The sequence below is a fragment of the Paenibacillus sp. D9 genome (assembly GCF_001188365.1).
In the GTDB taxonomy this organism is placed as follows: Bacteria; Bacillota; Bacilli; order Paenibacillales; family Paenibacillaceae; genus Paenibacillus_O; species Paenibacillus_O humicus.
In genome coordinates, this window is record NZ_JZEJ01000001.1 from 49,738 (window position 1) to 72,188 (window position 22,451).

20 protein-coding genes, 1 tRNA gene and 1 pseudogene are annotated in these 22,451 nt (G+C 56.9%); 15 read left to right on the plus strand and 7 right to left on the minus strand.

The window, feature by feature from the left end; translation table 11 throughout:
- Positions 1–187: 187 nt before the first annotated feature.
- Positions 188–409, minus strand: coding sequence for an alpha/beta-type small acid-soluble spore protein (locus VE23_RS00220; RefSeq protein ID WP_021877750.1), 222 nt, complete (start codon positions 407–409; stop codon positions 188–190).
- Positions 410–573: 164 nt separating this feature from the next.
- Here VE23_RS00220 and nrdR point away from each other — a divergent pair, with 164 nt between their 5' ends.
- On the plus strand, positions 574–1,041 hold the full coding sequence (nrdR, locus tag VE23_RS00225; protein WP_048745439.1) for a transcriptional regulator NrdR: 468 nt from the start codon (positions 574–576) through the stop codon (positions 1,039–1,041).
- 136 nt (positions 1,042–1,177) lie between these two features.
- Here the strand turns inward: nrdR and VE23_RS00230 are convergent, their stop codons facing one another.
- A complete protein-coding gene (locus tag VE23_RS00230) occupies positions 1,178–1,930 on the minus strand; it encodes an SDR family NAD(P)-dependent oxidoreductase (protein WP_049867031.1) in 753 nt (250 codons plus the stop codon).
- Positions 1,931–1,956: 26 nt separating this feature from the next.
- The gene (locus VE23_RS00235; RefSeq protein WP_049867032.1) at positions 1,957–2,364 is read right to left on the minus strand and encodes a MarR family winged helix-turn-helix transcriptional regulator; all 408 of its coding nucleotides are present in this window, start codon (positions 2,362–2,364) and stop codon (positions 1,957–1,959) included.
- Between the two features lie 234 nt (positions 2,365–2,598).
- Between VE23_RS00235 and VE23_RS00240 the strand changes: the two genes are divergently transcribed.
- Positions 2,599–2,671 (plus strand) — tRNA-Ala (locus tag VE23_RS00240).
- Positions 2,672–3,208: 537 nt separating this feature from the next.
- Positions 3,209–3,919, plus strand: coding sequence for a hypothetical protein (locus VE23_RS00245; protein WP_021877746.1), 711 nt, complete (start codon positions 3,209–3,211; stop codon positions 3,917–3,919).
- On the opposite strand, the gene VE23_RS00250 is transcribed toward VE23_RS00245, so the two are convergent.
- The 4 genes from VE23_RS00250 to VE23_RS00265 form a co-directional block, all read right to left on the minus strand.
- Complete coding sequence (locus VE23_RS00250; protein ID WP_048745441.1) at positions 3,905–4,423, minus strand: SRPBCC family protein; 519 nt, start codon at positions 4,421–4,423, stop codon at positions 3,905–3,907. The two genes, VE23_RS00245 and VE23_RS00250, sit on opposite strands and share 15 nt — an antisense overlap.
- Before the next feature lie 75 nt (positions 4,424–4,498).
- On the minus strand, positions 4,499–4,837 hold the full coding sequence (locus tag VE23_RS00255; protein WP_048745464.1) for a DUF1801 domain-containing protein: 339 nt from the start codon (positions 4,835–4,837) through the stop codon (positions 4,499–4,501).
- Positions 4,837–5,460: a TetR/AcrR family transcriptional regulator gene (locus VE23_RS00260; RefSeq protein WP_048745442.1), complete on the minus strand. Its 624-nt coding sequence runs from the start codon at positions 5,458–5,460 to the stop codon at positions 4,837–4,839. Before VE23_RS00260 ends, VE23_RS00255 begins: the two co-directional genes overlap by 1 nt.
- A 405-nt stretch (positions 5,461–5,865) precedes the next feature.
- A complete protein-coding gene (locus VE23_RS00265; RefSeq protein ID WP_048745443.1) occupies positions 5,866–6,906 on the minus strand; it encodes a LacI family DNA-binding transcriptional regulator in 1,041 nt (346 codons plus the stop codon).
- A 430-nt stretch (positions 6,907–7,336) separates the two neighbouring features.
- Between VE23_RS00265 and VE23_RS00270 the strand changes: the two genes are divergently transcribed.
- The 12 genes and pseudogenes from VE23_RS00270 to VE23_RS00325 all read left to right on the plus strand — a co-directional run bounded on the left by VE23_RS00270 (position 7,337) and on the right by VE23_RS00325 (position 22,321).
- The gene (locus VE23_RS00270) at positions 7,337–8,707 is read left to right on the plus strand and encodes an ABC transporter substrate-binding protein (RefSeq protein WP_049867033.1); all 1,371 of its coding nucleotides are present in this window, start codon (positions 7,337–7,339) and stop codon (positions 8,705–8,707) included.
- Positions 8,708–8,802: 95 nt separating this feature from the next.
- Positions 8,803–11,727 carry an extracellular solute-binding protein gene (locus VE23_RS00275; RefSeq protein WP_049867034.1) on the plus strand — a complete coding sequence of 975 codons (2,925 nt, stop codon included), beginning with the start codon at positions 8,803–8,805 and terminating at the stop codon, positions 11,725–11,727.
- 21 nt (positions 11,728–11,748) lie between these two features.
- Positions 11,749–12,717, plus strand: coding sequence for a carbohydrate ABC transporter permease (locus VE23_RS00280; protein WP_049867035.1), 969 nt, complete (start codon positions 11,749–11,751; stop codon positions 12,715–12,717).
- 1 nt (position 12,718) lies between these two features.
- Positions 12,719–13,582 (plus strand): carbohydrate ABC transporter permease, encoded by an 864-nt coding sequence (locus VE23_RS00285; RefSeq protein WP_021880281.1) that lies wholly within the window; start codon positions 12,719–12,721, stop codon positions 13,580–13,582.
- A gap of 13 nt (positions 13,583–13,595) precedes the next feature.
- Positions 13,596–15,053 carry a gluconolactonase gene (locus tag VE23_RS00290; RefSeq protein WP_049867036.1) on the plus strand — a complete coding sequence of 486 codons (1,458 nt, stop codon included), beginning with the start codon at positions 13,596–13,598 and terminating at the stop codon, positions 15,051–15,053.
- Positions 15,034–15,654, plus strand: a complete 621-nt coding sequence (locus tag VE23_RS00295) for a Yip1 family protein (protein ID WP_048745451.1) — start codon at positions 15,034–15,036, stop codon at positions 15,652–15,654. Before VE23_RS00290 ends, VE23_RS00295 begins: the two co-directional genes overlap by 20 nt.
- Positions 15,655–15,668: 14 nt before the next feature.
- Entirely contained in the window at positions 15,669–18,254 is a 2,586-nt protein-coding gene (locus tag VE23_RS00300) for a DUF5696 domain-containing protein (protein WP_049867037.1), read from the plus strand.
- Positions 18,251–19,150, plus strand: coding sequence for a carbohydrate ABC transporter permease (locus VE23_RS00305; protein WP_049867038.1), 900 nt, complete (start codon positions 18,251–18,253; stop codon positions 19,148–19,150). The genes VE23_RS00300 and VE23_RS00305 overlap by 4 nt, the downstream gene beginning before the upstream one ends.
- A 24-nt stretch (positions 19,151–19,174) precedes the next feature.
- Positions 19,175–19,426, plus strand: coding sequence for a hypothetical protein (locus VE23_RS27185; protein WP_049867039.1), 252 nt, complete (start codon positions 19,175–19,177; stop codon positions 19,424–19,426).
- A pseudogene (locus VE23_RS00315) lies at positions 19,405–20,346 on the plus strand (ATP-binding cassette domain-containing protein); the annotation flags it as partial. The gene VE23_RS27185 and the pseudogene VE23_RS00315, both read left to right, overlap by 22 nt.
- A gap of 205 nt (positions 20,347–20,551) precedes the next feature.
- Positions 20,552–21,709 carry a YhgE/Pip domain-containing protein gene (locus tag VE23_RS00320; RefSeq protein ID WP_021881267.1) on the plus strand — a complete coding sequence of 386 codons (1,158 nt, stop codon included), beginning with the start codon at positions 20,552–20,554 and terminating at the stop codon, positions 21,707–21,709.
- Positions 21,710–21,790: 81 nt separating this feature from the next.
- The gene (locus VE23_RS00325; RefSeq protein WP_049867041.1) at positions 21,791–22,321 is read left to right on the plus strand and encodes a PadR family transcriptional regulator; all 531 of its coding nucleotides are present in this window, start codon (positions 21,791–21,793) and stop codon (positions 22,319–22,321) included.
- The last annotated feature ends 130 nt before the right edge of the window (positions 22,322–22,451 follow it).

A 22,451-nucleotide genomic window follows, 5' to 3' on the forward strand; every position in this document is an offset into this window, starting at 1 on the left:
GCTTTCCGTAGGGAGAGCCCCGCCACTATGTACAACGTGTCGATTATTATTATAATAAGTATAGGGATTTGTATCCCGACATGGCCAGCGCGTCAGGCGCTTCAGGCCGGCTCAGCTGAATGCAAAAAAACCCGGAACGCCTCCCGTTGCGGGGGGACGTTGCCGGGCTTTCCGATATCAGGCCAAATTATTTGTATTGACCTGCCAGGGATTGCTCGCCGATCGTTACCAGGCGTTTCGTGATGTAACCACCAAGGGAACCTGCGTCATACGTCGTGAAGTTGCCGTAGTAGCCGTCCTGCGGGATGGCGATACCCAGTTCTTGAGCAACTTCGAATTTCATTTGATCCAGTGCCGCGCTTGCGTTTGGCACGACCAGTTGGTTGCTGCCGCTGTTGTTGTTAGCCATTGTTGTTCACCTCCTCGCTGTTGGTAAAAGTATTATGTGCGGAATTTGCCGGATCATACGGCGAGCTCGGCAATAATTTGTCCGACAGTCCACAAATCCCGCAGCCGCGCGGATATCAGACGAAAAACAAAAGCCATCACACCGAATCAAGGGAGGGAATCCCCATGAAATGCCCATATTGCGAGCATTCCGGAACGAAGGTGCTGGATTCCCGTCCCGCCAACGGGGACAAGTCCATCCGCAGAAGGCGCGAATGCGAGCGCTGCAGCCGCAGGTTCACGACCTTCGAGATGATCGAGGAGACTCCTCTGATCGTCATCAAGAAGGATGGAAGCCGGGAGGAGTTCAGCCGGGACAAAATCCTGCGCGGGCTCATCCGCGCCTGCGAGAAGCGCCCCGTTCCTGCCGAGAGGCTGGAGGAGATCGTCTCCGAGGTCGAGAAGGAAATCCGCACGACCGCGCAGGCGGAAGTCGAGAGCCGCGATATCGGCGAGATTCTCATGCAGCAGCTGTATCCGGTCGACGAGGTCGCCTATGTGCGCTTTGCCTCGGTATACCGGCAGTTCAAGGACATCGACATGTTCATGAAGGAGCTGTCCAGCCTGCTGTCCAAAAATCCGGCGGATGCTTGATCTGCCGGCAAAATGGAATGACCGAAGCCTGTAGAGCTTCAGTATTCACATCCGTCCGCTGCAATTGCGGCTCAAGTCTGCGCGTTTGGCAGCAGCAGAAAAGCACCCTCGAAGGGTGCTTTTTTCATGGCGGTTCTTATTTTGCGTAGTAGCCGCCGTCGATCGGGAGCTCGACGCCGGTAATGTACGAGGATTCGTCGGAAGCGAGAAACAGGACGCCTTGAGCGATGTCCTCCGGCTTGCCGAGGCGCGGCAGCGGAGTCTGCATCAGGAACCATTGAACCATCTGCTCGTCCTTCATTAGATCGACGGTCATCGGCGTTTCAATGTAGCCCGGGTGAATGGAGTTGGCGCGAATGTTGTGCTTCGCGTAATCGACGGCTGTCGCTTTCGTCAGCATGCGCACGGCGCCTTTGCTGGCGGTGTAAGGGCCGGCGCCGCTGCCGCCTGTCAGGCCGGCGATGGAGGAGATGTTCACAATGGATCCGCCGCCGGCTTCGATCATATGCGGGATGACGTATTTTTGACCGAGGAAGATGCTCGTCACATTGACCGTCATCGTGCGCTCCCAGCGCTCGACGGTCTGATCCAGGAATGGAACGGCGTCGGAGATGCCGGCATTGTTGACGAGAATATTAATCTGTCCGAACTTGGCGATCGCCGCGTCGACGACGGATACCCAGTCCTCTTCGGAGGCAACATTATGCTTGAGGCCAATCGCTTCTCCGCCGAGCGCTTCGATTTCCTTCACGACTTCTTGGATTTTCTCTTCCTGGAGGTCGGTGATGACGACCTTCGCGCCTTCTTCGGCGAACAGAAGCGCGTCCGCTTTGCCCATGCCGCCTGCCGCGCCTGTAATGATCGCCACTTTGCCATTAAGTCTGTTCATAATTATTTCCTCCTGTGTATTAGGTCTTAGGTTTCTTGAATTCGCTTTTGCAGGTGGGCGATCATTTTCTCGTAGGAATGGATCAGCAGATCCAGCTCCTCTGCCGAAAACTCCGTCCACAGACCGTCGGTCAGCTGCAAAAATCGTTCTACCAGCCTTTGCTCGGCGGCGCGCCCGGATTCCGTGATGCGAAGATGCACATGCCGCCGATCCTCTTCGCTGACGACCCGCTCGATGTACCCTTTGTCCACGAGCTTCCCGCTCAGGTTCGTCACGGCCGACGGGGTCACGCCCAGCTTGGCCGCCAGCTCGGAGGAGGTTCTGCTGCCCTCGTGAGCGAGCGTCTGCAGGATGGAGTATTGAGGGGCCGTCATGTTGGCATCCTGCAGCTTGGCGTAGCTGTCGACAATGGTCTGCATATGGAGACTGATCAACTGGGATAGTCGGTCCTGCTGTTCCAGCGGGCATCACCTCGGGCATATTGGTTAAAATCATTTAATGGTTAACACCTTTTAACTATTTCAGTATAGTTCCGATTAAAAGGCGGGGTCAACTTTTTAAAATTAACAGTTGACACTAATTATATGTCCATGGTATGATCTTTCTTGTCGCGGTGCTGATTTGTTTGAGAGATTCAAGAACAAATACATAGTCGAGACCGAGCATACGGGGCCTTAGCTCAGCTGGGAGAGCGCATCGCTGGCAGCGATGAGGTCAGGGGTTCGATCCCCCTAGGCTCCATATTAAGAAACACCTCGAAAACCCTTGTATATCAAGGGTTTTCTGCTTTTTAGGGCCTTGGCAGAGGCCTTTTCTTTTTGCCCAGAAGTCGATTTGCTGCCATTTTGGTCCCATTCCTTTTTTGGTACCGTTTTGGACAACAACTTACTTATGAGCTGGTGCCGAAAAGCATAGCACCAATTTTTCCGCCATCTCTTTCTGCTTATTCGGGAGAAGGTGGCTGTACAGGTCCAATGTAGTAGACTGCAGCGATATTGTTCAGTTAGTCGGAAAAAAGTATCTTTATATACTGAAAGTGAGAACCTTAAACTTCGGCTTGTTTAATTCTTGTTCCATTATACTCAACAAAAAGTTCATACCGTCTCTTAAACCATTCAGATGACCTATCCGCGATTTTTGAAATTTTACATGTATGAGTGAATCGGTAGGACGTCCAAATTTTTTTGGAAATATCCCAGCCTTTATTCCGCTAGGCACACTATTTGATTGTTAGGAATTACAGAGGCAATTGCGGAGGCGAATGATGGATTCGATCGGGTGGAACGGAAAGAAGCGGCCGAAGCCGGAGTGTATATTTCGGACGGCGACTATAACTTTCTGCTCTGGACCTTGCTGCCCAAGAACGTCGGGGAGCGATCCTGGCCGTGCATGCCGGCGGGCGAAAACTTCAATGCGGTCGCGCCGATGCGAAAGGACGGGGGTCAGTATGTCGCCTATGCAGCGTTGAACCGGAGCCGCCATGCCGATCCGGGGTTTGATCTGAATCGTTACGTCACCTTAGGTCCGATGCTTCGCTACGTCGAAGACAGCCCCTTATACTTGTGGCAATTCAATACGCACTGGAGCGACCGCAAGGATTGGCGTCATCTGGATTACCGGGATGTCGAGGTGTGCCATGCGTTCCGGCAAGGCGAACTGCCCGACAACGAAGAAAACCGCGAGTTATATTCGTTTCTGCTGGAGAAGGGCTACATCCGCAAGACGGAGAAAGGGTACAAGTTCAATGCGGTCTGGATGGACTCTCCGCAAACGATGGATCGGCTGAACAAGGCAATGCCGGATTTGTCCGACTTGTATGCGCCCGCTGTCGGCAAGCTCTACGATAAAATGCTCAAGCTGTTCCTGCAAAATCAGCCGAAGCATTTGGAGCCGCAGATTGCCTACATGGTGAGAGGCAATACGGCGGCGGCCGGTTGGTCGCTTATATTTTGTTTGGCCAGCGGATATCGCTATTTACTTCAGGGATAGGGAGTCGAGATAATCGGCAAGTTGATCGAAAGTGCCTTCAAGACCTTGTTGAAGCATTGGAGCCATACCCTTGTAGGCTTCTAGCTCGTCTTCGGATGCGTTCACAGGGCCGCCTTTCAGTGTTAAGGCAGTTTTCCCTTCGTTATCTTCTAGCGTGATGATATTCATCACTTCAAGAGGCCAGCTCGTGCTGAAAGGCGCTCGGATCGTATTGCCTTGTTCATCGGAAAAGGATTGGATAAAGGCCACTTTTTCGGGTTCAACAACATCTTGGTAGGCAAATTTTCCCCACATGACGTGGTGTCCGTCAGGAGACGTCTGATAACCTAAAAATTCGCCACCTGATCGAGCGTCCATTTTGACGACTTCGAGGCTAAACCCCTTTGGTCCCCACCATTTCGCGAAATGTTCCGGCTCTGTCCACGCTTGAAATACGATTTCGCGAGAAGCATCAAATACACGTGTAAATGCAATCTCAAACGATTGATTCTTATTGTTGTTCATGAGAATCCTCCTTGTATTTTGCAGGGAACCTATGCCCTGCAAGATAAATGTGAAAGTTCCGACAATCAGTCCATGCTACAGAGTGCTTGAAGCCTGAACCAGCAGATTGGCCAGGAGGGAGTAATCGGGTGTATCCTCTTTACGGATTTTTATCCATTTTCTCTCTTCCGGTCCTTCAAATCCTTTGGGAAACGTAAGGCCGGTAGCATTCATGATCATGAATACAATGGCATCTTTCGATGGTGAAATAACCGCTGCATAATGTCCATGTTTCAGAAAGTGGGGCTTTTTGTACTGAATGCGTTCCTCGGCTTCTGGAATAACCTGATGTACCATCTGGCGCAGCTGGTTGCTGACCTCGGTTTGCCATGGTTGACTAAGGTTCTCGATAAATGCGGAAACTTCCTCGTTCATCATCTCGTTTGCAGCTCCTTTTCACACGGTGTAGCAGGAAGAGTTAAAGATCTAACGAAGATTTTCACGTTCTCTTGTATGAACTCATCGAGACTGATGCCAGAATAATTGGTTCCAGCTTCCAAATCGTTCATGAACGCGCCATATTGAGCCATCATGAATGTAAATGCTTGCATGATGGGGTTCGGGCAAGCAATTTTTCCTTTTTCGCTCATTGCAATGAAGTAATCTGTCAGAAACGTCAATAGTTGGCGGGGATGCTGCAGTCGACGTTCTTTAAAGCCAGGGATATGGACCTCATCTTTTAGGGCGATCATAATCAGCTTTCGGTCTCGGTTCATGATGGCATGGTATTTTTTGCTGATGGCTAGTAGGTCGATTTCCAACTCCCACACAATCTGCTCGTCGAAGAGAACTCGCATTTCTTCGGCATACTGAAAACGCTCAAGAGCGGTTTCCAGCAAATTTTGTTTGCTTCCGAAATGTCGAAAAAGCGTCTTTTCGCTTAATTCGGCAGATGAGGCTATTTCCTGTGTCGTGACGCCGTGGTAGCCTCTCTCTGATATTAAGTCGATTGCAGCCCTTAGCAATTTCTCCGCGCTCCCCTGCTTAATTTGACGCATGATCAACTCCCTTTCTGTAGATTAAGAAGTGTCTGTCAGTGGTGACTGACATTAATGTATTTCAAATTTATTCTACCGTCAAGACGCCTGCGCCTCGCATAGCTCCCAGCACTGTGGGGAAAACGTATTCGGCGGGGTTCCAACCATTCATGGGACGACCGGAAAAAATTCTTTCATCTGGCTTTGGTTGTTCCCCCTTTAGAGAGAGAGCGGATGATAAAGGCTGCCGGCTTTCCGTCGTCCCATGATTGAACCGGATACAGGTGAGGAAAAAGCGAAAACGGGACGAAGCCGAATGATCCTCGGCTTCGTCCCGTTTTCCGGCTTCGGCATAATATCTGCCGGATTTTACAGGATAGGAGCTTTTTTGGGAAAGCCCCGGTTTTCGTTCAAACCAAGAGCTGCCTAACGGCGCGAAGCGATATCCTCGCGGACGATCACGTCGGCATGGAGCATCTTGCGTTCGCGGCAGCTCTCGGGGTTGGAGATGCGCCACAGCATCTGATCGACGGCGCGGACGCCGAGCTGCTCCGTATCGACGTGGACGGTGGCCAGAATCGGATCCTCGCTGTACGTATTGTCGAATCCCGTCACAAAACAATGCTCCGGCACGGCTACTCCCATCCCCGCAAGCGCCTCGATGGTGATCTTGGCCCAGAAATCGTTCGCGCATACAAAAACCTCGGGAAGCTTATCCGGCTGCACATGCCGGACAAACGTCTCGTGAAATTGGTTCCCGATGCTCTTGCCGGTCAGCTCGGAGATCTGTTGATGCGGGACCTGATGCTCATCCAGCGCAAACCGAAAGCCTAGCCATCTCTCATAGTAGCTGTGCGCGTCCGTGATATCGCCGACGAACTGAAAGCTCCGGAAGCCCTTGCGGAGCAAGTACAGCATGATTTCCTGCATGCCGGCCAGGTTGTCCGTAAAGATGCTGTCGCAGTGAAAGGCGGGATCCAGATGGTCGACCATGACGACAGGGATGCGGAGACGTTTGATCTCGAGCAGAATCGAGGTCGAAATGCTGCCGAGAGTGATGATGCCCCGGATCGCTTGCGGATTGAGCAGGGTGAACAGCTGGTCGACGGACGGCTCCGTCAAGGTGAGAATATGGATCCCCCGGGCATTGAGGCGGGAGGTGACTCCGTTGAACAAAGGCCCCCAATAGATGGACTCCGGATTCTGGTAACGAATGTTGGGGAATAGAATGACGACGGTTCCGCCAAAGGCGCCATCATCGATCACAGGCAGCTCTGATTTGGAGAAGGACTCCGCAGGCGCTGCTGCCGGATTGTCCTTGAAGTATCCGAGCCGTCCGGCAGCTCTCAAGATCAAGTCCCGCGTCTGCTCGCTCACGCCGGATTTGCCTGACAGCGCTCGCGATACGGCGAATTTGGACAAACCGGTGAAATCGGCAATTTCCTGAATGGTGACTTTAGTCTTCATACGATCATCCTTAAGCTCCAATTTTCCTGTTTCTCTACCTCGTTCCAGTATACAACAAGCCGCTCAGCTCTACTAATCTTCCCTGGAAGCATACCGAAAAGGATCCGTTAGTCTTGATGATAGCTGTGAAATAGATATTGCATAATATGTTATGTCATAAATAACATATTTTCAACTTTAACCTAAACTTATTTCCGGGTCTGAAAAAAGAGAATAAAGACCTATATACGGGGGTTAATCGATGAATTCAGAAACAACCTGTCTCCTCCAAAACGACCAAAATTATTTTTGTTGACGCTTACATTGGATATGTGGTACCGTTCTTTTTGTGATTGAAATAACTTGATACCTAACAAAAATAATTAAAAACTAAAAATTGTTATGTGTCGAGAACGCTGAACTCATTTACCATTCCCGGGAGGTCTTATCGATGACAAGCAAATGGAAAGCATTGTCCGTCCTTACCCTCAGCGGATTGCTGCTGGCAGCAGGATGCAGCTCCAACAACGGCGGAAGCCCTGAAACCTCGTCCGCCCCTACGGCATCGCCGGCAAATGAAAGCGCATCCCCTTCGCCGAGCCCTTCACCGAGCCCTGCTCCTGCCGAGGTGCCTGATCTCGGAGGCCGCATCATCAAGGTATCGGCCTGGTGGGATCTGAAGCCGGCAGGCACGACCGCCTCCGACAAGGCTCGTCTGGACAAGATCGCCGAGGTGGAGAAGAAATACAACGTCAAGTTCGAATTCGTCAACGTCCCGTTCGAGAACTACATGGATAAGTTCACGACTACCGTGCTCGCAGGAGAGCCGTTCGCGGATATCATGCAGATGGAGTATAAGTCGGCTCTTCCTGCCATCAAGAAAGGCCAGCTGCTGCCGATCTCCGAGTTCACGACTCCCGACAACAACATCAACAAGGAAGCCAATCTCATTGCCAAATATCCGGCGATCGCCGGCGGCGAGTATGCCTTCGACAATCCGACCAGCATCGGCTTGGGCCTTCACTACAACCGCGACATCTTCAAGAAGCTGTCGCTGCCGGATCCGCAGGAGCTGTACGCGAAGGGCGAATGGAGCTGGGACACTTTCCTCGACCTGGCGAAAAAAGCGACGAAGGATACGGACAATGACGGCAAGATCGACGTATTCGGCTTCTCGGGCTGGGCGAACGATGCGTTCAAGCATTTCACCGCGGCCAACGGCGGCTCCGTCGTGGACGACCGGGACGGCAAGGAAGGGCTGAGCGATCCGAAAACGATCGAAGCGGCCGAGTTCGTGAAGCGCCTCTACAACGTGGAGAACGTCGTCAAGGTCAAGACGGGCGACAAAACGAACTGGGAAGAGAGCAATACATTCAAGGACGGGGATGTCGCGCTGTTCACTGCGGCGGAATGGCAGCTTCCGGATCTCAAATTCGAGGTTGGCCTTGTGCCGATTCCGAACGGTCCACAGGGAAGCAAGGAGATCACGTATGCGAATACGGCCCAATCCGGCAAATTCATTCCGAAGGGCGTCAAGGATCCCAAGCTCGTCTACCAAATTTACGAAGAGACCTTCGACATTCCGCAGATCGAAGAGTATCCGGGCCAGGATTACCTCGAAAGCCTGTATACCGACGAAGCGGATATCAAGATGATGCGCGAGCATATCGCCGGAACCGGCAAAATCACGCTGGATGACGCGTATCCGGAATATCCGACCGGGGCGTTCGTGTCGGATATCATCAAGAACAACGCTTCCGTTGCGGCTACGGCAGAGAAGTACAAAGCCCAAGCCCAGGCTTCCATCGACAAGCTGAAGTAAAGGACCGGCAAGGGCAGCGAAGCGGTGACCCTCCTGGGAGCCGTCCGCTGCCCGCTCGTCGTCGGCTACCGAACTGCTAGGGGAGGATATGAGGCATGGCTGGATTGAGCCTACATAAGGGATGGGCCAGGGCGGGAGCCGCTCTGCTGAGCGTATCGCTGCTGCTGGCTCCGGCGGCAGGAGTCATAGGCGCTTCAGACAGCAAGGCCAAGGCTGCCGGGCCGGCGGCGAGCGGATGGGCCCGGCAGACGGCGATCAAGGCGAACAGCTACGCAGCCTACATAGAGCCGCATTCCAACGCTCCCATGCCGGAGCATGAGATCGTCATCGAAGCGTCGTCGTATTCCTCCGCCATCGGCGGCGATTTTGCCATCAAGGACAACCTGGAAGGGATGAGCGGCGCTTCCCTGCTTACGGGAGAAAGCGGCACGGTCCAATGGACGGTCGACATTCCCGAGGAAGGCTTGTACCAGCTGGCGCTCACCTATTTTCCGACGGAAGGAAAAAGCTCGGCGATCGAAAGAGAGCTGAGGATCGACGGCAGCCTTCCTTTCTCCGAAGCGCAATACCTGCAGTTCGACCGGGTATGGGCCAACGAGAAGGATGAGGTGGAGAGGGACAATCAGGATAACGATCTCCGTCCCCGGCAGAAGGAGCAGCCGCGCTGGATGGAGCAGCCTTTCGAGGATCCGAGCGGCTACGAGCAGGAGCCTTACCGGTTCTACTTTTCCAAAGGAGTCCATAAGCTCTCGCTCACATCCGGACGCGAGCCGATGGCGATCCGCTCCCTGAAGCTGTATCAGGCGCCGAAACCGCCCTCTTACGAGGAGGCGAAGGCGGCCTACAGAGAGGGAGAGGGAGCCGGCCAGCCGGCGGATGTGCTGCTGCGAGTGGAAGGAGAGTCCGCCGCAGGCAAGTCTTCCCCGACGCTCTACCCGATGACGGAAAGATCGAGTCCCGCGGTCAAGCCTTACAGCGCCTCCAAGATCCGGGTGAATACGATCGGCGGCTACAACTGGCGGCTGCCCGGCGAATGGATCGAATGGGAAGTTGAGGTGCCGGAAACGGGACTTTACCAGATCGCCTTCAAGAGCCAGCAGAATTTCGTCAAAGGAATCTATGCGACCCGCAAGCTCACGATCGACGGGAAAGTTCCTTTTGCCGAGATGGAAACCGTGCCGTTCCGCTACAAGAGCGGGTACCGCCTGGATGTGATGGGTGGAGAGGATCCCTATCTGTTCCGGCTTGAACAAGGAAAGCATGTCATCCGGCTGCAGGCGGTGCTGGGGGATTTTGCGCCGCTGATCCAGAGCGTCGAGGACAGCCTCTACAATTTGAATGCGATGTACCGTCAGATTCTGATGATTACAGGGACGAAGCCGGACGAGTTCCGGGACTACCGGATCGAACGCCAGATTCCGAACCTGCTGGACGTATTCGGCGCGGAGAGCAAGCGCCTGAAAGGCATCGCCTCGGAGCTGCGCAAGCTGTCCGGCCAGTCGAGCGACCAGGAAGCGCTGCTGAACACGATGTCCCGCCAGCTCGACGAGATGATCGCGAGCCCGGAGACGATTCCGCGCCGTTTGAACGCCTACAAGACGAACACGGGCGGTCTCGGCACCTGGGTGCAGCAGGCCAGGGAGCAGCCGCTGGAGATCGATGCGCTGTACGTCGCTTCCCCCGGCAGGAGGATTCCGGACACGGGAAGTGGCTTCTGGCCGCAGCTGAAGCATGAAGCGGGCACCTTCATGAGCTCCTTCTTCACGGACTACAACAATATCGGCAACGTTTCCGACGGCAAGCAGAACCGCACGGTCACGGTGTGGATCGGCAGCGGACGCGACCAGGCGAATACGATGAAGGCGATGATCGACGAGAGCTTCACTCCGGACAGCGGCATCAGCGTCAATCTGAAGCTCGTGAACATGGGGACGCTTCTGCCGGCGACGCTGTCCGGAGAAGGTCCCGATGTGGCGATGCAGATCGGCAACGATCTTCCCGTCAACTTCGCCATGCGGCGCTCCGCGGTCGACCTGACCGGCTTCCCGGACTTCGAGGCTGCGGCCAAGGAGTTTCGCGACAGCGCCATCGTGCCCTATCGCTATGAGTCCGGCGTATACGCCTTGCCGGAGACGCAGACGTTCAACATGCTTTTCTACCGCAAGGACGTCCTGCAGGAGCTTGGGCTGGAGGTGCCTCAGACGTGGGACGACGTCCAGGATCTGCTGTCCATCCTGAGCAAGAACCATATGGAATTCGGGCTGCCGGTCGTCGCCCAGGCGAACATGCAGGGCGTCAATATCCCTCCGAACTCCCAATATTCCACTTTGCTGCTGCAAAACGGCGGCTCCTTCTATCGGGACGGAGGGCGGCAGTCGGATCTGGATTCGCGCGTGGGCATCGAGACCTTCAAGCAATGGACGGAATTCTATACGGACTACAAGCTTGAGCGCGAATACGACTTCGCCAACCGGTTCCGGACGGGCCAGATGCCGATCGGGATCACCGATTATACGATGTACAACCAGCTCTCCGTCTTCGCTCCGGAGATCCGGGGGCAATGGGGCTTCGTTCCGGTTCCCGGAACGCTGCAGCAGGACGGCTCCATCCGCCGGGATACGCCGGCTTCCGGAAGCGGCGTCATGATGCTGCGGGAAGCGCGCGACAAGGATGCCGCCTGGCAGTTCATGAAGTGGTGGACCAGCGCCGGCATCCAGGCCGAATTCGGCCGCGAGATGGAAGGGCTGATGGGGGCGGCCGCACGCTATCCGACGGCCAACATCGCCGCGCTGGATTCCCTTCCTTGGCCGGCACAGGATTACGCCAGCCTGAAGGAGCAGTTCGCGGAGGTCAGAGGCGTTCCCGAGGTGCCGGGAGGCTACTTTACCGGCAGGCATTTGTTCAACGCCTTCTATCAGACCGTCGTCGGCGGCGTGGAGGCCAGAGAGTCCATGATGGATTACACGGAATACATTCAGGACGAAATTCGCACCAAGCGCAAGGAATTCGGGCTGCCGTAAAGCTTGGGGGGAGGACTAACCATGCCGCAATCATCGGTTCGCAACGAACAGGCTGCCGTCGCCCAAGCTCCGGCCCGCTCCCGGCTTGGGGCTCGGCTGAGCCTGCTGTGGCAGCAGATCAAGGCCGCACGGCACAGCTATTTTCTCATGGCGCCCTATATGGCGCTGTTCTTCCTGTTCACCGTCGTGCCTGTCGTCATCTCGATTCTGCTCAGCTTCACCTATTTCAACATGCTGGAATTTCCGAAATTCATCGGGTGGCAGAACTATGCTCGTCTGTTCCTGGAGGACGACGTCTTCCTGATCGCCATCAAGAATACGATCCTGTTCGCGATTATAACGGGACCGATCAGCTATATCGCCTGCTTCGTCTTCGCCTGGATCATCAACGAGCTTCCGCCCAAGCTGAGGGCATTCATGACCCTTGTCTTCTACGCTCCGTCCATATCGGGCAACGTGTATTTCATCTGGCTGATGATCTTCTCCGGAGACCGCTACGGCATTGCGAACGGGGTGCTGATCAAGCTCGGCGTCATTCTGGAGCCGATCCTCTGGCTCAAGACGGAAGCCTACGTCATGCCGATCATCATTCTCGTCCAGCTGTGGCTCAGCCTCGGCACCGGCTTCCTGGCCTTCATCGCGGGCCTGCAGACGGTAGACCGCACGCTGTACGAGGCCGGCGCCGTCGACGGCATCCGCAACCGCTGGCAGGAGCTCTGGTATATTACGCTGCCCTCGATGCGTCCGCAGCTGATGTTCGGCGCGGTCATCCAGCTGACAGCCTCGTTTGCGGTGGCGGACGTCTCGATCGCCCTGGCCGGCTTCCCAAGCGTCAACTATGCCGCAGAGACCGTCGTCACGCATCTGATCGACTTCGGCACGAACCGGTTCGAGATGGGATACGCTTCGGCGATCGCGACCGTGCTTTTCCTCCTGATGGTCGGCACCAATCTGCTCGTCCAAAAACTGCTGAGAAGGGTAGGGGAATGACATGGCTGCCATCCTTGCGCCGCGCAAGCGTGTCAATCGATCGCTCTCCGGCAGCGTTTCTCTCTTCCTCCTGCTGCTGCTGTTCGGAGCGTTCATGGTGCTGCCTCTCATCTATGCCGTCAACAACGCGTTCAAGCCGCTGGATGAAATCTTTACGTTTCCGCCTACGCTGTTCGTCAAAAATCCGACGTTCAGCAACTTCACCGATCTGATGAATCTGCTCGGCAACACCTGGGTGCCGTTCACCCGGTATGCGTTCAATACGATCTTCATTACCGGCCTCGGCATCGTCGGCCATGTGCTGCTCGCTTCGGCGGCAGCCTATCCGCTGGCGAAGCATGTCTTTCCGGGCAAGGGCTTCCTGTTCCAGATCGTCGTCCTGTCGCTCATGTTCACGCCAGCCGTGACGGCGATTCCGAACTATATGATCCTGTCCTGGCTCGGATGGATCGACACCTACTGGGCCGTAATCATTCCTGCTTTCGCCTATTCGCTGGGGCTCTATCTCATGAAGCAGTTCATGGAGCAGATTCCCGACGCGCTGCTGGAGGCGGCCAAGATCGACGGCGCCAGCGAGTACCGCATCTGGTGGACGATCGTCATGCCCAACGTCAAGCCGGCCTGGCTGACGCTGATCATCCTGCTCTTCCAGATGCTGTGGGGCAGCGACGGCAACGGCTATATCTACAGCGAGCAGCTCAAGACGCTGCACTACGCCGCCGGGCAGATCGTCCAGGGCGGCATTGCCCGCGCCGGAGCCGGAGCCGCCGTCGCTCTCATTCTGATGAGCGTGCCGATCACGCTGTTCGTATTCTCGCAGAGCCGCATCATCGAAACGATGGCGAGCTCGGGCATGAAGGATTAGGGGGAGAGAAGACATGGCCGTCAAAAAAAGCTTGCTTCTGCTCCTTGGCGCCGCGCTGCTGCTGGGCGGAGCGCTGCCCGCCGCCGCAGGCGCCCCGTATGAGAGCTATCTGTACAACTATTGGGGCGATGCGGTGCCAGCGCCGGATGCGTACTTGCCGGACAAGGCCGTCACGGGCTGCGATCTGGGCATCGGCAGCTTCGCCGAGCCGTCCGATGTCGCCGTCTCTCCGGCCGGAGAGGTATACATCCTTGACAGCGGCAACAAGCGCATCGTCGTGCTGGATAGGGAGTACCGGCTCAGGCGTGTGCTGGAGAGCTTCGACAACAACGGGACAAAGGACGGCTTTCAGGGGCCGTCCGGAATATACGTCGACGGGGAAGGACTCGTCTATGTCGCGGATACGGCAGGCAAGCGGATCGTCGTCCTGAACGCAGAGGGGCAATTGCAGCGGATCGTCGACAACCCGCAGTCGGATATTCTGGCCTCGGGCTTCCAGTTTCTCCCGCTCAAGGTGACGGCCGACCGCGCGGGCCGCATCTATACGGTCGCCCAAGGCGTATTCGAGGGCTTGATGCAGTTCGACGAGCAGGGCCGCTTCATCGGCTATATCGGTACGAACAAGGTCAGGCGGGATTACCGCGAGTACATCTGGCGGCTGTTCTCCACGGATGCCCAGCGGGCTCAGGGCGTGCTGTTCGTGCCGACCGAGTTCTCGAATGCGGATGCCGATTACAAGGGCTTCCTGTATGCCACCAATATCGATCCGAACTCTACGGTTCCGATCAAGCGGCTGAATCCGTCCGGCGAGGATGTGCTGAAGCGCTTCGGCTACAACGACGTAAGAGGCGACCTGATCTATCGGACCTCCGTCGGACCTTCCAAAATGATCGACATCAAATTCATCGGCGACGGCATGTACAGCGCGCTGGATGCGACCCAGAACCGGGTGTTCACCTATGACGACGAAGGCCATCTGCTGTACGTGTTCGGCGGCAAGGGGAATCAGCTCGGCACGCTGAAGACGCCGGTGGCGGTCGAGAAGCTGGGAGGCGACCGCCTCGTGCTCGACCGGGGCAGAGCGAGTCTGGTCGTCTACAAGCCGACTTTCTACGGGGCGGCGATCAACGAAGCCGCGGCGCTCCATTACCGGGGGGAGGATGCCGAGGCGCTGGGCTTGTGGCGCAAGGTGCTGCAGCTCAACTCGAACTTCGACCTCGCCTACATCGGGATCGGCAAGGCTTATCTGATGGAAAAGAACAACAAGGCGGCTCTGGACTATTTCAAGCTGGGCTCGGACAAAAAGAGCTATTCGGTGGCGTACAAGCGCTACCGAAGGGAAATGATGAAGGAGCATTTCGGCACCGTGCTTACGGCAGCCGCATCCGCCGCGGCGCTGCTGGCAGCGCTGAAGCTCGCGGCAACCTGGAGAGGAAGGAGAGGACGGGATCGTGAAGCAAACCTACATTAAATTCCCGCTGCATCTGATCTTCCATCCGTTCGACGCCTTCTGGGATCTCAAAGCCGACAACAGGGGACGGCTTGGCGTCGCTTTCTCGGCGCTGGCGCTGACGGCGCTGGCGATGGTGCTGCAGAAGCAGTACGCTGGTTTTCTGGTCAACAATTTCGATCCGAGGTATATGAACAGCCTGATGGACATCCTTGCCGTCGTCGCTCCTTTCTTCCTCTGGTGCGTCGCCAACTGGGCCGTCACGACGCTGATGGAAGGGGAGGGCAAGTTCAAGGAGATCATCCTGGCGAGCGGCTACTCGCTCGTTCCGATCTTCCTCATCTACCTGCCCATGATTGCCGCAAGCCGGTTCATGGTTCAGGAAGAGACGTCCTTTTATTACCTCTTCAACTCCATTGCCGTCGCCTGGTTCCTGCTGCTGCTGTTCATCGGAAATATGACGGTCCATCAGTACTCGGTCGTCAAAACCGTCGCGACCATGGCCCTGTCGGTCGTCGTCATGGGAATCATCGTCTTTCTCGGCGCGCTCGTACTCAGCATGCTGCAGCAACTGGCCGACTTTTTCGTCAATATGTACCGTGAGCTTATCTATCGCACGTAAAGGAGGCGGCAGCCGTGAACAAACGGCAAAAAACCTGCACGGCGCTTGCCTGCACAGGCGTTGCAGCCATCGCCCTGGCGGCGCTGCTGCTCGGCAGCCGGGGAGTCCCGGCTGCGGACTTGTCCGCTTATGCGGAGCCGTCCCGTGCAGCCGCCTCTGCGACGGCCGAGGCGGGCACGCTGGCGTATCTGGACGGGGATGCGGATACTGTGGAAGGAATGGGTCTGGTCGCCAAGGACGGCGGCATGTCCTTGTACTACAACGAGAAGACGACAGAAATCGCCGTCCGGGACGGCAGCGGCCGGCTCTGGTACAGCAACCCGCCGCAGCGCGAGCAGGACGGCCTGGCCTCCGGCTACGAGAAGGAATCGCTCGCCTCGCAGCTGAGCGTCCAGTTCCGCGATTCGGTCGGCACGAACCAGATCTATACCAACTTTGCCCGCAGCATCAGCGGCGGCCAGTTCAAGGCGGCTTCAATCGAAGGCGGCATCCGCATCGAGTATACGATCGGAGACACTTCTCTCGGCATCAACGCTCTCCCCAGGCTCATCTCCAAGAAGCGGCTGGAGGAGAAGGTCGTCTCCAGGCTGGAGCCTGCGCTCGCCAAGTACGTATCGGCGCGCTATTATGCTTCCAAGTCGAACCCGGACGTGCTGGAGCGGCTTGACGGCCAGATTTCCAAGAAGCTCGTCCTCGACAAAATGGTCGATGCCTTCGAGAAGGCGGGGTATACCGCCGACGATCTCGCGGCGGATAATGCCGAGAACGGAATCGGGGAGGCGGGGGGCAGCGACAAGCCGAGCTTCACGATTCCGGTGGAATACCGGCTCGACCGCGGCAGCCTGCTCGTCACCGTGCCGCTCGGCCAGCTGCAGGAAAGCGGACCTTTCCGGCTCCGCAGCCTCGATCTGCTGTCCTACTTCGGGGCGGCGGACGGCAAGGCGGAAGGATACATGCTCGTTCCCGACGGCTCGGGCAGCCTGATCAACCTGAACAATGGAAAAATAACCCAGGAGCAGTATGTCCAGCGGGTATACGGCTCCGACCGCAACGACAACAGCCGGACCCGCGGGCAGGTGAGCGAGGATGCCAAGCTGCCTGTTTTCGGCATGAAGAGCGGAGACGGGGGCTGGTTCGCCGTCATCGAGAAGGGCGATGCGATTGCAAGCATCGCCGCCGACATCGGCGGCAAGCAGAGCAGCTACAACCATGTGTACGGCAGCTTCGCGATTCGCGGCGAGGATGAGCTGGAGATGTACACCGGCCAGAAGATGCAGGAGATACAGCTGCTCACCGAGGAGCGGTACCGGGGAGACGTCGAGATCCGCTACAGCTTCCTCGGCGGAGCGGAAGCCAGCTATTCCGGCATGGCCCGTCTATACCGGCGGCAGCTGGAGGAGCGGGGCGCGCTGAGGCGGCTGGATGCCGACGGGCCTCTTCCATTTTTCCTGGACGTGATCGGAACGGTAGACAAGCGGGCGTCGCTGGCCGGCGTCCCTTACCGCGAGACGGTGGCGCTCACGACCTTCAAGCAAGCCGGCAAGATCGGCAGCTTGCTGCGGGACAACGGCGTCCAGGCCGTGCAGATGCGCTACCTCGGCTGGTTCGGCGGCGGCATCAGCCATCATTCGCCTTCTTCGGTCAAGATCGACTCCGAGGCGGGCAGCGCTGCCGGGTTGAAGTCGCTGGCGGCACAGCTCGATGACGGCGGAGGCATGCTGTTCCCTGATGTCGCTTTCCAGACGATTTACAACAATGACCGGGGCTTCACCCCGACCTCCGATGCGGCCAGATTCGTCACCAAGGAGCAGGCGAAGCTGAATCCGTACAATCCGGCGCTGAGCCGCATGGACAGCATGAAGCCGGCCTATTACCTGCTGTCCCCGGCCAAGCTTCCTTATTATGTCGGCGAGTTCAGCTCCGATTACGGCAAGCTAGGGCTCGGATCGCTGTCGCTGCGCGATCTTGGCGGCGAGCTGGCAGCAGACTACAGGGACAGCCGGCCCGTGTTCCGCGAGACGGCCAAAGCCATCGCCAAGGAGCAGCTCGGCAAGCTGAAAATGGCCTATCCGCAGCTGCTGATCCAGTCTCCGAATGCATACGCGCTTCCATTCAGCAGCCGGCTGATCGGCATTCCGTCCGGCTCCAGCGGCTTTACGCTGACGGATGAAGCCATCCCCTTCTATCAAATGGTGCTTCACGGCTACGCCGATTACGCGGGCGAGCCGATGAACCGCTCCGGCGACTCCGATCTGCGGCTGCAGCTCCTGAAAAGCCTCGAGCTCGGAGCGGCTCCGCGCTTCGAATGGAGCTGGCTGCCCTCCTCGGAGCTCAAGTCGACCGACTTCGAGCAGCTTTACTCTACCGGATACGAGGCTTGGCTGGCTGATGCGGCGGAACTGTACAGGGAGGCGGACAAAGTTCTAGGTCCTCTCCGAGGAGTGAGAATGAGCAGTCATGAAATCATCCAGGAAGGGCTCGTTCTGGTCAGCTATGAGAACGGGGCTTGGGTTGCCGTCAATTACACGAAGCAATCCGCCGAGGTGAACGGCGTGTCGATAGAGCCGGAAAGCTACGCGACGGGAGGGACGGCGACATGAAGACGGTCGGAATGTCTTTCCGCACGCGCCGGACGCTGCTTGGTCTTGCCTTCATCTCGCCTTGGCTGATCGGCTTCCTGCTTCTGTTCGCGGCGCCGTTGATCCAGTCCTTGCGCTTCAGCTTCAGCAAGCTGAGCATCGCGCCGGGCGGCTATGGACTTGAACCGGTCGGCTGGGCGAACTTCAAGGAGTCGCTGTTCGTCCACGCGAGCTTCAACCGGGTGCTGGTGGATTCCATCGCCCAGATGGCTCTCAACGTGCCGATGATCCTGTTCTTCAGCCTGTTCACGGCGACGCTGCTGAACCAGAAGTTCCGCGGACGGGCTCTTGCCCGGTCGGTCTTCTTCTTGCCTGTCATCCTGGCATCAAGCGCGGTAGCCGCGGCGGAGTCCGCCGGACTCATCAACCTGATGGGAGACGCGAACGCCATCGAGGCCTCGAGCGGAGCGGGGGTATCCTACAATATTTTGTCCATGGTGCGCATGCTTTCGGATGTCGGCATTCCGGCCGCATTCACGGATTATATCGTGGAAGCGATTTTGCGGATCTATGATATCATCAGCAGCTCCGGCGTGCAGATTCTGATCTTCCTCGCCGCGCTGCAGTCGGTGCCGGGCTCCATGTATGAGGTAGCCAGGATCGAAGGAGCCACCGCCTACGAGTCCTTCTGGAAGATTACGTTCCCGATGGTCAACCCGCTGATTCTGACGAACGTGATCTATACGATCATTGATTCCTTTGCCGGCAGCCCCGTGACCAAAATCATCTACGAGACTGCATTCAAGACGCAGAACTTCGGCCTCAGCTCGGCGATGGCCTGGCTGTACACGCTCGTCGTGGGCATCCTGCTGATCGTCATCGGCTGGGTGCTGTCGCGCCGCATTCACTACAATTAATGAACTCATAGGGGGTGCAGGGGCATGGCAGTCGATCCGTCCCGTTCGATTCCTTCCGGCATCGGCAAGCTGCGGTCAGGCGAGGAGCGCTCTATCCGGCTCAAGAAAGCAGGCGGCAAGGCAGCCGACATCTTATACGCGGTTTTCAGGTACGCGCTTGTCGTCGGCATTTCGTTCATCATTCTTTATCCGATCCTGCTCAAGATTTCCGTCGCCTTCAAGGACAAAATCGATCTGTACGATCCGACGATCTTTATGGGGAAAAGGCGGTCCTGATCGGGGACAACGGCAGCGGCAAAACGACGCTGCTGGAGATGCTCCTAGGCCGGGAATCCGCGGATGAAGGCGAGCTGAAGCTCGGAACCCGGCTGGAGATCGGCTATCTGGCCCAGCAGGAGCCTGCCGCCGAGCCGGAAAAGTCCGTGCTGGACTACTTCCGGACGGAAGCGGGCATGGAAGAAGGCGAGGCGCGCCATCTGCTGGCGCGGTACCAGTTTTACGGATCCGCCGTGTTTCGTCCGCTCAAGGCTCTGTCCGGCGGAGAATGGTCCCGGCTGCGGCTCGCCCTGCTGGTGAGGAAGCGGCCCAATCTGCTGCTGCTCGACGAGCCGACGAACCATCTCGACACCGCCTCGAGAGAAGCTTTGGAGGAGGCGCTCGAGGAATTCCCGGGCACGATTCTGGCCGTGTCCCATGACCGGTATTTCATCAACCGCATTGCCGGGCGCGTCTGGGAGCTCACCGGAGGCCGCATTGCTTCCTGGAACGGAAACTATGACGCCTATAAGGCGGAGCAGGCCAAGCGGCCGGCAGCGGAAAGCCGGTTCACAGGAGAGCGCAATTCGGAGCGTGTCTGGAGCCAAAACGCTGCGGCTCCTCCGCTTGAGGCCGCCTTCTCCAGCGAGAGGAAGGAAGCCGAGAGCGGCAGCAAGGCGAACCGGAAGCAGCCGGCGCATCATGAAAAGCAAAAGGAGTACCAGGAAAAGCAAAAGGCGAAGCTCGAAAAGCAAAAGGAGCGGCTCGAAAAGGAGATTGCTCTTCTGGAAGCGAGGGTCGCGGCAGCCGGCTCCGAGCTTGAGCAGCTTGCCGTGAGCGGCAGCCCGGAGGCGCTGGAGCAGCGATGGAAGGAGCGGGAGATGGACGAGCGGCAGCTGGCCGGTATGATGGACCGTTGGCTGGAGCTGGCCGGAGAGTAAGCCATTCCTATAATGAAGGCGCAGCCGTCCGGCTGCGTCTTTTCCTCCTCTCCGGGGCGGCAATGCCTGCGCGGGCGTTCATGATATCGACACGGATTGCCTGCCATCGAAAAGAAACGCATGCCGTCTTGCATTGACTTCATCACTTTAGTTAGATTACTCTAAATAGAGTACTCAATATAAAGTAAAGAGATGGAGTGGAAGCATGAAAGCATTTCTGAAAAACAAGATGATTATGAGCGGCGTATTCATGATCGTTTTTTACCAGATCATCATGATCGGCATCTTCATGTCGGGATACAGCGCGGTTCCTAAAAATCTTCCGGATTTGACGGTGGCCATCGTCAACGAGGATCCGCAGTCCGGAGCCAAGTTCGTCGAGCAGCTGAAGGAGCAGCTTCCCTTCCATGTCGTGACGGATGCCAGCCTCGATCAGGCCAAGCAGCAGCTTGAGGACAGGGAGATTCCGTTCATCATGCATATTCCGGCTGATTTTACAGGCAAGCTGTCTGCGCAAGGGGAGCAGGCCAAGCTGGACTTTTTCATCAATGAATCCAATCCCGCTACGGTCACGAGCAGCATGCACAGTGTGGCGAACCAGGTTTCGTCCAGCATCATCGCTCAGATTCAGTCCCAGAGCTTCGAAGGGCTGCTGCAGGGCATGAAGATGCCTGCCGACCAGTCGAAGCAGACCGTGGAAAGCATCATGGGCAAGGTCGAGACGAATATCGTGTCCACCAACCCGCAGCCTGCGGGCACGCATAATCAGATGGCGCCGATGTTCCTGACGATGGCATCGTACGTCGGAGCGATGATCTACTCCATGATGAGCATCGGAACGCTCAATCAGCTCAAGGGACGCATGGGCAAATGGCGCGCGTTCGGAGCTTTGCAGGGAGTGAACGCGCTGCTCTCGCTGATCGCTCCGCTGGTCGGGCTTGCGGTCTACTTCTCCGTCCATGGCTACGGGGCCGAAGCCTTCCTGCAGATGTGGATGGTCCACGCGCTGGAAATGTTCGTCGCCATTACGTTCACGAGCCTGTTCTGCCTCCTGCTCGGCCAGGCCGGCATGATCGTGAACCTGCCGATACTGCTGACGCAGACGATCGCGAACGGAGCCGTCGTGCCGCGCGAGATGATGCCGGCTTACTTCGAGTGGTTCAGCTACATTTCACCGATGTACTATACGGTCCATCTGGACTACAACGTCCTGTTCGGCGGCGGCCGGACGGCCGAATATCTGCTTGGCCTCGGCCTTGTCGGGCTTGGCGCTCTGATCGTCAACAGCGTCATCCATCAGTTCAAGGCGGTCAGGAAACCTCTGGACAATGCCGAGACTGCAGGACAGCCGGTTTTCATGTAAACTGAATATCAAAGGGGCTGACGGGCCATCCGCCCGGTCGGCCTCTATTCGGTTCATGATCGACGTTAAGGAGGCTTGCCGATGTCGCTTCAAATCTTCATCCTCGGAACGCTCAGCGAAGGGGATCGACATCCGTACGATATCAAGAAGCAGGTTATGAAGCCGCTGGACGGCAATGTGACGATCAACGACGGAACGCTCTATTATCAATTCGAGGTGCTGGCCAAAAAAGGGCTGATCCGTAAAATAGAGGTCGTCCAAACCGACAACCGCCCGGAAAAAACGACCTACGGCATTACTGAAAAAGGCCGGAGGGCGCTGGAGGAGGAAATCTATGCCGCCTTCCAGAAATTCACCTCGGCAGCCTCGCTGTATTCCTCCCTCATGTTCCTGGACAAAGTGGACAAGCAGAAGCTGTCCTATCTGATCCGGGAGGCGGTCGCCAGGCTCGAGAGCCGCATCCGCCAGATCGAGGAGTCCGATCCCGAGCTCGGGAGCATACCCGATGCGAAGCGGACCGCCGTTCGGCTGATCATCGACCATGCCGATGAGTCCATCCGCAACGACATCCGCTGGCTGCGCAAGGTGCTGGAGCAGCTGAATGAGTCTTGACCGCGACAGGGCAGACCGCTGATCCAACGGCATAGATAGGGGATAGACCCAGACCGGTCCTTCGGAGCCCGCCTGGGTTTTGTTCGGTTCGAATCAAACCATTCCTCCCTTCCAGCATCCCGGCCGACGC

Bases quoted from the DNA above. Each gene is read 5' to 3' on its own strand.
- VE23_RS00220 (WP_021877750.1), bottom strand. From the start codon at position 409: ATGGCTAACAACAACAGCGGCAGCAACCAACTGGTCGTGCCAAACGCA.
- nrdR (WP_048745439.1), top strand. From the start codon at position 574: ATGAAATGCCCATATTGCGAGCATTCCGGAACGAAGGTGCTGGATTCC.
- VE23_RS00230 (WP_049867031.1), bottom strand. From the start codon at position 1,930: ATGAACAGACTTAATGGCAAAGTGGCGATCATTACAGGCGCGGCAGGC.
- VE23_RS00250 (WP_048745441.1), bottom strand. From the start codon at position 4,423: ATGAACAACAATAAGAATCAATCGTTTGAGATTGCATTTACACGTGTA.
- VE23_RS00255 (WP_048745464.1), bottom strand. From the start codon at position 4,837: ATGAACGAGGAAGTTTCCGCATTTATCGAGAACCTTAGTCAACCATGG.
- VE23_RS00260 (WP_048745442.1), bottom strand. From the start codon at position 5,460: ATGCGTCAAATTAAGCAGGGGAGCGCGGAGAAATTGCTAAGGGCTGCA.
- VE23_RS00265 (WP_048745443.1), bottom strand. From the start codon at position 6,906: ATGAAGACTAAAGTCACCATTCAGGAAATTGCCGATTTCACCGGTTTG.
- VE23_RS00270 (WP_049867033.1), top strand. From the start codon at position 7,337: ATGACAAGCAAATGGAAAGCATTGTCCGTCCTTACCCTCAGCGGATTG.
- VE23_RS00275 (WP_049867034.1), top strand. From the start codon at position 8,803: ATGGCTGGATTGAGCCTACATAAGGGATGGGCCAGGGCGGGAGCCGCT.
- VE23_RS00280 (WP_049867035.1), top strand. From the start codon at position 11,749: ATGCCGCAATCATCGGTTCGCAACGAACAGGCTGCCGTCGCCCAAGCT.
- VE23_RS00285 (WP_021880281.1), top strand. From the start codon at position 12,719: ATGGCTGCCATCCTTGCGCCGCGCAAGCGTGTCAATCGATCGCTCTCC.
- VE23_RS00290 (WP_049867036.1), top strand. From the start codon at position 13,596: ATGGCCGTCAAAAAAAGCTTGCTTCTGCTCCTTGGCGCCGCGCTGCTG.
- VE23_RS00305 (WP_049867038.1), top strand. From the start codon at position 18,251: ATGAAGACGGTCGGAATGTCTTTCCGCACGCGCCGGACGCTGCTTGGT.
- VE23_RS27185 (WP_049867039.1), top strand. From the start codon at position 19,175: ATGGCAGTCGATCCGTCCCGTTCGATTCCTTCCGGCATCGGCAAGCTG.
- VE23_RS00320 (WP_021881267.1), top strand. From the start codon at position 20,552: ATGAAAGCATTTCTGAAAAACAAGATGATTATGAGCGGCGTATTCATG.
- VE23_RS00325 (WP_049867041.1), top strand. From the start codon at position 21,791: ATGTCGCTTCAAATCTTCATCCTCGGAACGCTCAGCGAAGGGGATCGA.